Here is a 12,587-nt window from a genome sequence, read left to right on the forward strand (position 1 = left end):
TCTGGGATCCAGGTCATACAGAAAACGCCGCCGAGTATTGCACAGTGATGGTGCAGCGTCATGCTCTGGCATGGGGCGATGGCTCTAGTGCAAGGCTTTCAGGCCCCATGGTGAGAGGAGTCATTTATGGCTAGCGGACTCATCTGTGGCGAGGGGATTTATCCCGCTGGGCTGCGTAGCAGCCCCACCAAAACTACAACCCGACCTGTCTGGACAATTGAGTTGCCTGCATTGGGGCTGCTGCGCAGCCCAGCGGGGATAAATCCCCTCGCCACAAGGTTTTCTGCCTCAAAGCCATACAGCGTCCCATAGCGGGTAATCGCCAATGCGCTCCACCAGCCCAGCACGAAGCGGATTGGCAATGATGTAGCGGGCGGAGGGCTTCAGATCCTCGTTGTCGCGGATCGCGCGGTCATGAAAGCCGCTTTGCCAAAGCGGGCCAGAGGCTCCGGTGATGTTATTGACACGATGGGTGCTGCGAGCTTTGGTGGCTCCGATCATACGACTCAGATGGCCCTCCTGGATTTGCAGCAACCAATGAAAGTGATCCGGCATTACCACCCAGGCCAAAGAGCTCACCTGGCCCGAATCATGAGCACGTTTGAATTCGGTGACCAATAGCCGTCCAATCTTCCAGTCGGAAAAAACCGGCCGCCGCTGATGAACAACAGCAGTCACCAGATAGGCTCGTCCTGGCTCTGAATAACGACCTCGACGCAAACGATGGGAATTGGGGCGTGGATGCATTCCTTGCTTCCTTTGAAGGGGTTTGAGTGCAGCCTAGTCATGCAGCTGGTTTTTCGACGCTGGAAAGGTCGAGAGCATATTCCGAAACTTGTGTAGTACTTGTGGCGGGGACTCATCTGTGGCGAGGGGATTTATCCCCGCTGGGCTGCGCAGCAGCCCCCAAAACGACAACCCGGTATGTCTGGACAATTGAGTTGCCTGCATTGGGGCTGCTGTGCAGCCCAGCGGGGATAAATCCCCTCGCCACAAAGGAATGCCATTGGCCATGACAAACCAGTGCCGACAATTTCCCCTCCCCCCACGCCAACCACCGTCTAAGCTTCAAGCAAGTCCGATCAATCTGCTTAATGGATCAGTCGACTATGGGCGCTTTGTGGCAAACCGATTCGAATGAACCTGTGGTCCCGACTGAACGTATGGAAGAAGCGCCTTTACCTCAAGAAAAACGCCGCGCACGGCATGGCTGGCGGGCATTCTGGTTGTTGCTGCTGATTATCGTGGTGGTGGTCGGTCTGGCGGCGGCCAAGGAAATGCGCACGTCGCGGTTTCAGGCTCGGGAGCTCAGCAAATACGCCGAGTCCCTGAGCTATTCGGTGCAACCGGGGCCCAGCGACGCCATCGTCTACCCGGGTGCGGGCCCGTTCGACCGGCGCTTGGGCTACAGCGCGCTGGGGGAGTTCCTGCCGCGGCTGCTCAAGCGCGACTACGTGATCCAGGCCCAGGCGCGGTTCTCGCCGGCCTTGATGGACTACGTCGAGAAAGGCCTGTTCGTGCCGTATGTGGAAAAGATCCAGGCCGGACTGACCATCACCGATTGTCGTGCCGCGCCGGTCTATCAGTTCAAGTACCCGCAGCAACTGTATGCAAGCTTCGAAGCGATCCCGCCCGTGGTGGTGCAAAGCCTGTTGTTCATCGAGAACCGTTTTCTGCTCGACCCCAAGCAACCCTTGGCCAACCCGGCCGTGGACTGGCCGCGCTTCGGCATGGCGGCCTGGTCCCAAGTCGCCAAACTGTTGAGCCTGCCGGGGCAGTCCGCCGGGGGCAGCACCTTGGCGACACAACTGGAGAAGTACCGCCACTCGCCTGAAGGCTTGACCGTGTCCGGCGCGGAGAAAATCCGCCAGATGATTTCCGCCAGCGTCCGTGCTTACCAGGCCGGCCCGCAAACCCTCGAGGCGCGGCAGCGGATCATCCGCGACTACCTCAACAGCGTGCCGCTCTCCGCGGTGCCGGGGCATGGTGAAGTCCACGGCATGGCCGAAGGCTTGCGGGTCTGGTACGGCGCCGATTTCAAGCGCGCCAATGAACGCTTGTTCAGCACCGCGACCGATCCCAAGAGCCTGGCGGAAAAAGGCCTGGCCCTGCGGGAAATGCTGTCATTGATGATCGCGCAGCGCCGGCCGTCCCATTTCCTCTCCAAGGGCCACGATGAACTGGCACGCCTGACCGACAGCCACATCCGGCTCCTGGCACAGAATGGCGTGATCGATGCCGCGCTGGCCGAGGCGGCCCTGGCGAGCAAGGTCAGCTATCGCGACTGGGTCAAGGATCCCACCGTCCAGCCCAACGAAACCAACAAAGGCATCAGCGCCGCCCGCAGTCGCCTCGCCGCGCTGCTCAATCGCCCGCTGTACGACCTCGATCGCCTCGACCTCTCTGCCACCAGCACCTTGCAAAGCGACTTGCAGGCCCAGGCCACCGAGTACCTCAAGCGCTTGGCCGACCCGGCCTTCGCGACCGAGATCGGCCTGATGGGAGAACGCCTGCTGACCCCGACCAGCACTACCCAGGTGCGCTACAGCTTCACGCTGCTGGAACTGACCCCGGACGGCTCGCGCGTGCGGGTACAGACCGACAGCACCGACCAGCCCTTCGACATCAACGAAGGCAGCAAGCTTGAACTGGGCTCCACCGCCAAGTTGCGCGTGCTGACCACGTACCTGCAAATCATCGCCGAACTGCACGAGCGTTATGCCCAGCAGACCCCGGCGGCTTTGAAGAAAACCGAGATCGCCGAACAGGATCGCCTGTCCCGCTGGGCCGTGGACTACTTGATTGAAAACACCGACCGCAGCCTGCCGAAGATGCTCGAAGCGGCGCTGGATCGCACTTACTCAGCCAGCCCAGGCGAGGCGTTTTTCACCGGCGGTGGGCTGCACACGTTTCACAACTTCCGCAAGGAAGACGACGGCCGCCTGCCGACCTTGCGCGATGCCCTGCGTGAATCGATCAACCTGCCGTTCATCCGCCTGATGCGCGACCTGGTGCGCTACGCCACCTATGCCGGCCCCAACAACAGTTCCGAACTGCTCAAGGACGACAAGGACCCGCGCCGCCAGGAATACCTGGCCCAATTCGCCGACCGCGAAGGCACCTCGTTCCTGCTCAGGTTCTGGAAGAAGTATCAGAAAAAGGAAACCGGCCAACGCCTGGAAACCTTCCTCGACGGGATGCGCCCTACGGCGATCCGCCTGGCCGCCGTTCACCGTTATTTCTTTCCCAACGACAGCCAGGAGAATTTCAACCGCTTCGTGCGCGCACATTTGAAGTCCGCCAAGAGCGCGGAAAAACTCACCGACGAACGCCTGGAGCGGCTCTACCAGAGCTACGGTCCCGGCGCCTATGACCTGCCAGACCAAGGCTTCATCGCCAAGGTCCACCCGCTGGACCTGTGGTTGATGGGTTACCTGCTGAACAACCCCGACGCCAAGTTCAGCCAGATCGTCAAGGCCAGTGAGTTCGAGCGCCAGGAAGTCTACAGCTGGCTGTTCAAGAGCCGGCACAAGAGCGCCCGCGACAGTCGCATCCGTACCATGCTGGAGGTCGAAGCTTTCCTGGATATCCACCAGCGCTGGCAGGAGGTCGGCTATCCGTTCGACCACCTGGTGCCGTCGCTGGCCACCGCCATCGGCAGTTCCGGCGACCGCCCCGCCGCGCTGGCGGAACTGGTGGGCACCATCCTTAACGATGGCATCCGCAAGCCCGCGCTGCGCGTCGACAGCCTGGACTTTGCCGTCGGTACGCCTTACGAGACACGGCTGGTGAGCAATCCGGATAACGGCAAGCGCGTGATGCCGGCAGAAGTGGCCCAGGCCTTGCGCGGTGCGCTGTCACAGGTGGTGGATGCCGGCACCGCAAAACGGGTAGCCGGCAGTTTCAAACTGGCCGACGGCACGCCGCTGGCCATGGGCGGCAAGACCGGCACCGGTGACAACCGCATCGAAGCCATCGGTTCCGGTGGACGGGTGATCAGCTCCAAGTCGATCAACCGCACGGCCACCTTCGTCTTCTACATCGGCGACAGCCATTTCGGCACCCTCACCGCCTACGTCCCGGGGGCCTCGGCGCAGAACTTCAAGTTCACCTCGGCCTTGCCGGTGCAGGTGCTCAAGGGCATGGCACCGTTTCTCTCGCCGTACTTGCAGCCAGGAACTCATACCCAGTGCAAACCGCTGGTGGCGGGGCAGTGAGTAACAGCCTGGGGATCAAGTAGCTGTGGCGAGAGGATTTATCCCCTCGTCGCAGAATCAGAAGGGTACGCGAGGCACTGCGTCGAAAATCAGAGTGATGTCCGCGGTGTAGAGCCCAGGAGCGAATGGGCGAGTAGGCGTATTTCTCTGCAGGATGAGCATCTGCGCCTGGGTGCCGGGCGTGGACGAGGCGTCGTCCACTACTTCCTTGGGTTGTCCGTTCAGAAGTACGTCGTTGAATACCACAGCCAAGCCAATAAACTCTGAACCGTTGCTTAAATGGACGGTTCCCTCCGCCCCATTCTCGATGTAGGCGTGGATCGAACCATCGGTATTCTTCACATCAAAGGTTTCGCGTACAGGCGTCAGCTTGTAGGTCAGCGCGTTGTAGTGCATGACTTCATCCTTGCCGAAATCGGGATTACGTGGCTGCACATGAAACTGCTTGTTGGGGATATTCGCGGTGATGTGAATATTCGAGCGGGCGTCATCGGCAGCGTGTGCCATCGAACAAACCAGGGCGACGGCGCCAAGCACCGTGCCGAATAGCATTTTCCTAAACATAGGTAGCTCCTTTTTTCATTGTGATAAAACGAAATGCAAAACGTGCCGTGGCGAACAAGCCGGCCCTGACGGGTTGGACGAACACGCTTCGTCCTACGGCGCAACCGCGTCGAATACCATGTGCACCGTGCCGTAGTAGTCACCGGGCACGTAGGCGTCACCGGGCCTGATGGCGGCGATTTCCAGCGGCACCTGCCGCCCAGGCCTGGCTTCGCTGGCCGACACGACCTGGGTAGAGTCCAAGGTCAATTCGACGTGGTTGAACCTCACCCGCAAATCGATCCGTTCCCGGCCATTGGACAAATACGCCTCCTCGCTCAGGCGCGCACCGATGGCGCCGTTGGTATTCTTCACCTCGTAGGTGGCCCGCAAGGGGCTGAGTTCGCCGGTGATGGTACTGAACGGCAAGCGTTGTTCACGCTGGACCAATTGCGGGTCAAGGGGCAACACATGGAAATCCACGGTGGGAATGGTCACGTAGACTTCGAACGTTTCCCGCTCGACCGCCGCCCAGGCCAAAGCGCAGGGCAACGTCAGAGCAGTCAGTACAAGGGGGCGTAGCAGTGTCTGGAACATAATGATTTACCTGTAGCGCAACGGCGATTCAGCGACGGCAGCCGTCACCCCTTGATCTCGATGGCTTTGCTCTGGCCACCTTCGATCAGCGTGAAGCGGTACTCGCGCCCCGCCTCCTTGTCGAACGAAAAGGTGCGGCCGGCCATGACGTGGTGCTTGGTGGTCGGCCGGCAGTCGTTTTCAGCCTTCGCCGCACAATCCTTGAACTCATCGATCACCAGGACGCTGTTGCCGTTGTTGCGCATCAGATAACGGTCGGCGTTGTCATCGATGACGGTGGCGAAACGGGTGTTCTTGGGCCGCACGAAAAACACCGTGCCATAACCCGCCAGCACCTTGACCCCCGCCGCCACGCGCTCCTTTTTGTACGCTTCGCGCTCCTCGGCGCTGACGGCAAATTCGTCTTCCGCTTCCGGCACCACCGGCACGAAACGCACCCGGAAGTACCGTTCCTTGTCACGGTTGCCCATGAACAACAGCCGGGTGCCCTGCACGCCGTTGGCCGGGACGATCAGCCGCGCCGGACTGGCCATCAGGCCGTCCTTGGCCGTGGCGCTGGCCTGGTTCTGCAGAGGCACTTCCTGGTAGGTGCCGTCTTCGTTGTAGAGAATCTCCAGGATGTTGACCTTGACGAAGGCCGTGGACGTCCCGCCATTGAACACCCGCTTCATGTAGGTACTCTTGTCACCGTCCAGGTAGTCGTAGACCACTCCGACGCCAATCTGCGGCCCGGCCTGGGCCACGCTGCAAGACAGAAAAACACCCATCCACGCCAATACTTGCTTTATCACTTTCCTAACCTCATGCATTAAACGCAATTCACTGAATACTGCCGGCCCACGGGCCATCAAACTTCCGAATCCCAGATCACCGTGACGTTGCCGATATAAGTCCTGGCGCCACCGTCCAGCATCTGCTCGACACTGGCTTGAGCGATTTCGAAAGAAAGGTTTGCTGCCCGGCGATCAACATAGAAACTGGGCAGGATCAACTCTGTACCGCTGCCATCGCGCAACAAGCGACGCTGGTTGATGGGTTGGCCGGCGAAGTCGGTCAACCCATCAGGCAGGCTGACCCTGATATCCACCGGCACGCTATGACCGGAGCCGGCGTCCGATATCGCGCAGGTATTGCCGCTGATGTATTGGCATTCGAGCATCATCTTGAAGCGGGTTGACGTCGAGAGATGAAAACGCTGGTCGCGAAACAGCCGAGTCGGCTTGCGACCATTGTTGAGCCAGGCTTGCCAGCCGTCAGGTGGCACCAACTCCACTCGGTTGCCACCAGGTGGGACTTCCACCTTGAAGGCATGCTCGACATCGAGCCTGAAATTGAGGGTAAGCGCCGAACTGCCGGGCAGCATGACATCCCCCATGTCCACTTCCCGCCCCGGCCCGATGCTGATCGTCAAATCCCCGGTGTACTGGCCGGAGGTCATTCTCATCGGGTTGGGCAGGCGCAGTTCATAGGCAAAGTCCACGTAGGTGTAGGCCATGCTGGGAATCGGATATTGGGCCTTCTTGGCACACACCGCTTCCATCGGCGTTCGCCAGAAGAATTCATAGAAGTTTTCCCCCAGACGGCCAAAACCGCTGAAATGACAAGGTGTCGGGGGAAATCCCCAGTTGTCGTTCCACAACTTGGTATGAGCAGTGGCTGGATCCACGCCGCCACCCACCAAGTCGACAACACTGACAGGCAGTTGGTATCGAGAACCGATACCGACCCAACGCACCTGGACGATCTCGGTTTCGCCAGTGCCCGAATGAACGATTTGTGCCGTGCGCCAATTGGCGGGCACCTGGAACATCGCCCCCTGCCGTGGATCTGTGTGCGCGGCCTGGATAGGCCTGATGGAATTCACATTCAGAGGCAGTCGAACGCTGTGCATCGCCCACATCCGACATTGCGAAGGAAATTCCGCGCAATAGCCACTCGGGGGAGTGGTATTGAGAAAGACTGTTTCTTGAGGCTTCGACGGGTCAGGCCTGAACACTGCACTGATGTCTTGGGTCAAGGCATTGGCGCTGCTCATGCAGCCAAACAACAGCGTTGAAACCGCACAGCTCGCTACTACCGACGTTCCGTTCATAGGCACTACCTCATTCAAATCCATTGAATAGACCGAACTTCTAAACTTCCGAATCCCAGATTACCGTGACACTGCCGCTGTAAGCCTTGGCGCCACTGTCCAGCATCGCCTCGACGTTGTTGCTGCCAATTTCGAAGTGCAACGTTCCCGACCGGCGATCGATGTAGGAGCCCGGCTGGAACAACTCGGTGCCAACGCCGTCACGTCGCAGTGGACGACGGCTGACCGGTTGCCCACTGGCATCGGTCAAGCCCTCGGGCAGGCTTACACTGACATCCACCGGCACGGCGTGACCGGAGTCGGCATCCGTGATGGCGCAGGTGTTGCCGCTGATGGCCTGGCACTCCAGCGCCATCTTGAAGCGTGAAGAGGCCGAGATATAAAAGCGCTGGTCACGGAACAGGCGCGTGGGTTTGCGGCCGCTGTTCAGCCAGGATTGCCAGCCTTCCTGGGGGACCAGTTCTACGCGATTGCCGCCTGGGGGAACTTCCACTTTGAGGGTGTGTTCGACGTCGAGCTTGAAGTTGAGCGTAAGCGCCGAGTCGTTCGGGATCATGACGTCGCCGAAGTCCAAATCCTGTCCCGGACCGATGCCATAGGTCAGCGACCCGGTGTATTGTCCGGACGACATTTTCAGTGGGTTGGGTGTGCGTAGCTCGTAAGCGAAGTCCAGCCACTCGTACTCCAGGTTTCCGAGAGGGATCAGGTAATTGGCTTTTTTCGCACATACGCCCTCCGACGGGGTCTTCCAGAAAAACTGATAAGTCCTACTACTAGCTCTTGCAGTCCCGCTGTAGCGACATGGCGAGGGCGCATACACCCAATCAAGGCCGACCCATAACATCTGGTGTGCCTGCAAATAACCTACGCCACCACCGACCAAAGTCATTACATCCCGATCACGGAAGAATTGTCTCGATCCCAATCCGGCCCAGCGCACTTCAACCGTTTCTGTCTCGCCCGTACCCGAATGGGTTACTTGTATCGGGCGCCAATTGGCAGGCACTTTAAACATCGCACCTTGCCGAGGATCTGCATGATTTGCCTGGATATCGCTGATCGAACTGGCCCTGAGGGACAATCGAATGCTGAACATGTTTGTTGCCCTGCATTCCGATGGTTTTTCCGCGCAATAACCACTGATCGGGGTGGTGTTGAGGAAGGTGTTCTCGTTGGGTTTCGAGGGGTCAGGCCTGAACACCGCGGTGATGTCCTGGGTCAAGGCATTGGCCGCAGGCACACACGCAAACAACAACACCGAGACGACGCTGCGCACTGCAACCGATAAGGGTTTCATTTATACAACCTCATACAATCAAGACAAATCGCAGCAAAATAAGTAAGTGGGCAATTCACTTGGGGGAGCAAGGCTTGGCCGCGATGCAGACGCCCCCTCTCTTCAGGTGAACTGCGTTATCGTTCATCGCGAGCAAGCTTTGCTCCCACAGTTTCGGAAGCGAGCTTTGCTCCCACAATCTCGGGAGCGAGCTTTTACTCCCACGGCCTCACGAACGTTGTTTCGCACTGCCAGCCTCGGCAATCGTCGTATCGGCCAACGTATCCGGCGTACACCGCAAATCACCGATCATCAACACGTCCCCTTCGCGACTGGCACTGTCAGGGTCAAGGCGGAACCGGCAGAACAATTCATTGCCATGACGCACTTCCAGCGTCGGTGAACCGGCATTCATTTCCATGGAGAAGAACCCGTCCACCTCGCTGATGCCGCGGCTGGCGTGGTTGATCACGTGATGGCCCTTGAGGGGTTGGCCGTGTTCGTCCAGCAAGCGCCCGAGCACGGTCACGGTTTTCATGACCTGGATCCGGCGGTAGTCCACCCCGCCCTTGTTCAGGTGATAACGGGTGCGTGAAGGCTCGATGTTCGCCGCCGGCGGGTGCACGCCTTCGAAATCGAACGTCACCATGCTGTTTTTGTACGCGGTAATCGGCACGAAATTACGGCCTGGACGCAGCACGGTGTTGCCGCCGGTCAAGTCATCGGCCAGCAGCGTGACGTCGTCCAGATCGGTTTCCACATCGACGATCATTCCGGCGCCGCGTCCTTGGGGTACGCCGGTGAATGCGGCTTTGCTGCCACCCACCGCGACCGTGCTGCTCAAGTTCAAGCCGCCGGTGAGGTTGTCGTTATAGGACGAACGCTGGATAAAACCGTCGCCAAACAACGAGTCGGTCTGGAAACTGCCGAGGCCGGACAGGCCCACGCCGTAGGTGTCGGCCAGCACTGTCCCGGAGACGCTTTGCAGCACGTGATCTTCCAGGTTCCGGCGATAGGACAGCGAGGCATTGTTGTCCCGCTCGCCATCGCGCGAGGTGCGGGTACCGACACTGCCCGACCAGTATTCACCCGGCCCGCCCAACGCCACGCTGAGGCTCAGGTCCAGGCCACGATTGCGTTTGTCGGCGGTACTCGACGTGCCGGGACGATCGAACACCGACAGCCGCCAGTTGGCATCGCTGCCGCGCACCTTGGCGCGCTGGGTCCAGCCCAGGTCCAGCCCCGTGCCCTGGACGTTGCCTTCGCTGTAGGCCAGACGGCCATTGAGGGAGGTCTTGTTGCTCAAGCGATGATTGACCGACAACGATGAGTTGCTGGTATGGCCAACGAACACGTTGCGCTGGCGAATGCGGGTGCCATCCGGCAAGGTTTCGTAGGTGTTGCGGGTGTCCAACCAACTGCGGTTGTGGCTGGCGACGATACTGCCCTGGCCGTAGCTGTACAGGCCTTGCAAGTCCATGCCGTTGCCGTAGTCCTGGGTCTTGTAGACGTTGGCGTACAGGCTGGTGCTGCTGCCCAGCGTCCAGTCCACCGAGGTGCCGACTTGCATCCGGTCCTGCACCTTGCGCGTGGAGGCGCCGAGGATGACCCGGGGATGCAACAGGTAATTGAGGCCAAGCCCGGCGGTCATGAAGCCCGACGGCTGGTCTTCCCAGTTGCTCCACAGCCGGGTTTCACGACCGGCGAACACGTTGTAGCGCCAGCGGTCTTCGGTGCTGTTCCAATTGTTGGGTTTATAGACGAGCTCTTGACTGGTGGCGGTGGTTTGGCCGTCTTCGATCAGGCGCACTTCCACTTCATAGATGCCGCCGGGCAGCGGACGGGTGTCCAGGCTTTGCAAGCCTGCGCTGACAGCCTGGGTGTTGATCAACAGGCCGTTGCGATAGATTTCCACCGATGCCTGGCGGCTGGCGGTGACATAAATGGGGTAGACGCTGGGCTTGGGATTGTCGACCGCCAGGCTGTCGGAACTGCCGTACATCACCCCCAACGCGGTGTCCGGGTTGGCGCCGAACGAACGGATCTGCCGATTCAAGCCGTCTGAGCCGGGCGTGAAATAACCCAGGCGAAAAAAAGTGCCTTCCAGCTCACGCTGGGTGTGGAGTTCATGGACGGCGTGGTACAGCTTGTCGTCCGGACCGCCCAGGCGAGAAAGCTGAAGGTCCAGCGACTGACTCCAGTTGCCGACGCTGGAACTGGCGTTGAGGCCATAGCGTCCGCCGGTGTCCTGTTCCTGGCCACCGTTGATATTGAGTTGGTTATTGAAGATCAGGCCAAGGCTGCCGCCTTCCGGTTGATCATAGTAACGCTTGGTTTCGGTCGAGCGCTCGACGTCGCGGGTCAGGATCGACACCAAGGAATTTTCGAGGCTGTAGTGCACGGCCAGCAGCCCGCCGGTGCAGTTGGTTTCACAGGCACCCAGTGACTGTCCTTGCTTGAGGCGTTGCTCCCATTGCTCGCGGTCGACCGCTTTTATCGTGCTCTCTTGCGTGTCGGTGAACTCCAACAGGGTGATGCGATCATCCCGGGTCAAGACCACCATGGCTTCACCGAGATACTGTTGGTTGAGTTCAACACGAACCGCCAGGGGTACATCGAAGAAGTGCGCTTCAAACTCCGCCGGCAGGCCCTTGGCCTGGGACAGCAGGCTCCTGGGCGTCGTGCCGGGAGCGGTGGGCGCGGCCAATGCAGTCGCGCACAGAAATAGCGCGAGCGCACCTGCGATGGGGGTCATGGGAAACATCAACGGATTCTCATTGTGTGCGAGCTATCAGGGCATGTCAGGTACAGGCCGACCGGCTGGGGAGGACCGGCCGGCCTGTGGCTGCCCGTGGGCGAGGTGAGACTCACCGGGCAGCGACGGGTGTTACGGACGTGGCACGGCGTCGAAGACGACGGTCATGTCGGCGGTGTACAGGCCGTTCTGGGAAGGCGTAGGCGTGGCCGCGACGATGGTCATGTCAGCCTGGGTACCTGGCGTGGAGGTGGCATCGTCCACCACTTCCTGAGGCATGGCCGTCAGGGTAACGCCGTTGAAGGCGGTGGTCAGGGCGATGGAATCGCTACCGTTGTACAGCGCAGCCGGGCCACCTTCGATGTAGGCGTGTACCGAACCTTCGGTGTTCTTCACGTCGAAGGTCTGGCGCAACGAAGTCAAGGAGCCGTTGACCGTGTTGTAGCTCATGGTTTCGTCTTTACCGAAGTCCGGGTTGCGCGGCTGCACATGGAACTGCTGGGTCGGGATGTTCGCAGTGATGTGGATCGACGAGCGTGCATCATCGGCAGCAAATGCCAGCGAAGAACCCAGGGTGGCGGCGACCAGGGCAGTACTGGATACGAGTTGTTTGAGCATGTTGTTAACACCTGTTCTTGGCAATAAAGAGAAAAGATTGAAATCGCAGACCAAGGGCAACTGGGCCTGTCCCTCCAACGCCGAGCATGATCAACGCTCATTAACAAAAAAAAAGCAGGCAACTTCCTATAGGCTTGTAGTACATCCAACATGCGGAAGAGCGAAAAATACGCAACTTTTGTTAAAACAGAAGTTTGGCTGTCAGAAACAGCCCACATTTTAAGCCTACGCCACTTTTATCATTACAAATGTATGCCGCCGCACCCCGCATACATTGAGCATTCATGTAAGGTCAGTCCCTGAACGCCAGTAATCCGCCGCAAAGACAAGATATATCTTAGTTTGCGAAATAACATTAAGCCAAAAAATATATCTTTTATTAAAGATATATCTGAGTGGAATGGCACTTACTTAACGGCTAACTAGCTGATACGCCTGCAAAAAATGAAAAAAGGCTGGCCTTGGTCTACGGTGATAGTTGCGAACACA

At 59.2% G+C, this 12,587-nt stretch carries 9 protein-coding genes; 1 reads left to right on the forward strand and 8 read right to left on the reverse strand.

Features of this window, described 5'->3' with window-relative positions:
* Positions 1 to 288 precede the first annotated feature (288 nt).
* Complete coding sequence (locus HU767_RS10155; protein WP_186709938.1) at positions 289 to 747, reverse strand: transposase; 459 nt, start codon at positions 745 to 747, stop codon at positions 289 to 291.
* Between the two features lie 362 nt (positions 748 to 1,109).
* Between HU767_RS10155 and HU767_RS10160 the strand changes: the two genes are divergently transcribed.
* Complete coding sequence (locus tag HU767_RS10160; protein ID WP_186729450.1) at positions 1,110 to 4,217, forward strand: transglycosylase domain-containing protein; 3,108 nt, start codon at positions 1,110 to 1,112, stop codon at positions 4,215 to 4,217.
* A gap of 57 nt (positions 4,218 to 4,274) precedes the next feature.
* Here the strand turns inward: HU767_RS10160 and HU767_RS10165 are convergent, their stop codons facing one another.
* The 7 genes from HU767_RS10165 to HU767_RS10195 all read right to left on the reverse strand — a co-directional run bounded on the left by HU767_RS10165 (position 4,275) and on the right by HU767_RS10195 (position 12,098).
* Complete coding sequence (locus tag HU767_RS10165) at positions 4,275 to 4,781, reverse strand: CS1 type fimbrial major subunit (RefSeq protein ID WP_186709942.1); 507 nt, start codon at positions 4,779 to 4,781, stop codon at positions 4,275 to 4,277.
* A 93-nt stretch (positions 4,782 to 4,874) separates the two neighbouring features.
* Positions 4,875 to 5,357: a CS1 type fimbrial major subunit gene (locus HU767_RS10170; protein ID WP_186709943.1), complete on the reverse strand. Its 483-nt coding sequence runs from the start codon at positions 5,355 to 5,357 to the stop codon at positions 4,875 to 4,877.
* A 44-nt stretch (positions 5,358 to 5,401) separates the two neighbouring features.
* On the reverse strand, positions 5,402 to 6,145 hold the full coding sequence (locus tag HU767_RS10175) for a molecular chaperone (protein ID WP_217884338.1): 744 nt from the start codon (positions 6,143 to 6,145) through the stop codon (positions 5,402 to 5,404).
* Positions 6,146 to 6,204: 59 nt separating this feature from the next.
* Positions 6,205 to 7,167 (reverse strand): hypothetical protein, encoded by a 963-nt coding sequence (locus tag HU767_RS10180; protein WP_346343461.1) that lies wholly within the window; start codon positions 7,165 to 7,167, stop codon positions 6,205 to 6,207.
* A gap of 322 nt (positions 7,168 to 7,489) precedes the next feature.
* The gene (locus tag HU767_RS10185) at positions 7,490 to 8,746 is read right to left on the reverse strand and encodes a hypothetical protein (protein WP_186729451.1); all 1,257 of its coding nucleotides are present in this window, start codon (positions 8,744 to 8,746) and stop codon (positions 7,490 to 7,492) included.
* Positions 8,747 to 8,954: 208 nt separating this feature from the next.
* Positions 8,955 to 11,489 carry a CS1-pili formation C-terminal domain-containing protein gene (locus tag HU767_RS10190; RefSeq protein ID WP_186729452.1) on the reverse strand — a complete coding sequence of 845 codons (2,535 nt, stop codon included), beginning with the start codon at positions 11,487 to 11,489 and terminating at the stop codon, positions 8,955 to 8,957.
* 123 nt (positions 11,490 to 11,612) lie between these two features.
* Entirely contained in the window at positions 11,613 to 12,098 is a 486-nt protein-coding gene (locus tag HU767_RS10195) for a CS1 type fimbrial major subunit (protein ID WP_186709953.1), read from the reverse strand.
* Between the last annotated feature and the right edge of the window lie 489 nt (positions 12,099 to 12,587).

This window comes from Pseudomonas sp. SWRI179 (assembly GCF_014268705.1).
GTDB lineage: Bacteria > Pseudomonadota > Gammaproteobacteria > Pseudomonadales > Pseudomonadaceae > Aquipseudomonas > Aquipseudomonas zanjanensis.

Bases quoted from the DNA above. Each gene is read 5' to 3' on its own strand.
- HU767_RS10155 (WP_186709938.1), bottom strand. From the start codon at position 747: ATGCATCCACGCCCCAATTCCCATCGTTTGCGTCGAGGTCGTTATTCA.
- HU767_RS10160 (WP_186729450.1), top strand. From the start codon at position 1,110: ATGGGCGCTTTGTGGCAAACCGATTCGAATGAACCTGTGGTCCCGACT.
- HU767_RS10165 (WP_186709942.1), bottom strand. From the start codon at position 4,781: ATGTTTAGGAAAATGCTATTCGGCACGGTGCTTGGCGCCGTCGCCCTG.
- HU767_RS10170 (WP_186709943.1), bottom strand. From the start codon at position 5,357: ATGTTCCAGACACTGCTACGCCCCCTTGTACTGACTGCTCTGACGTTG.
- HU767_RS10180 (WP_346343461.1), bottom strand. From the start codon at position 7,167: ATGTTCCAGGTGCCCGCCAATTGGCGCACGGCACAAATCGTTCATTCG.
- HU767_RS10185 (WP_186729451.1), bottom strand. From the start codon at position 8,746: ATGAAACCCTTATCGGTTGCAGTGCGCAGCGTCGTCTCGGTGTTGTTG.
- HU767_RS10190 (WP_186729452.1), bottom strand. From the start codon at position 11,489: ATGTTTCCCATGACCCCCATCGCAGGTGCGCTCGCGCTATTTCTGTGC.
- HU767_RS10195 (WP_186709953.1), bottom strand. From the start codon at position 12,098: ATGCTCAAACAACTCGTATCCAGTACTGCCCTGGTCGCCGCCACCCTG.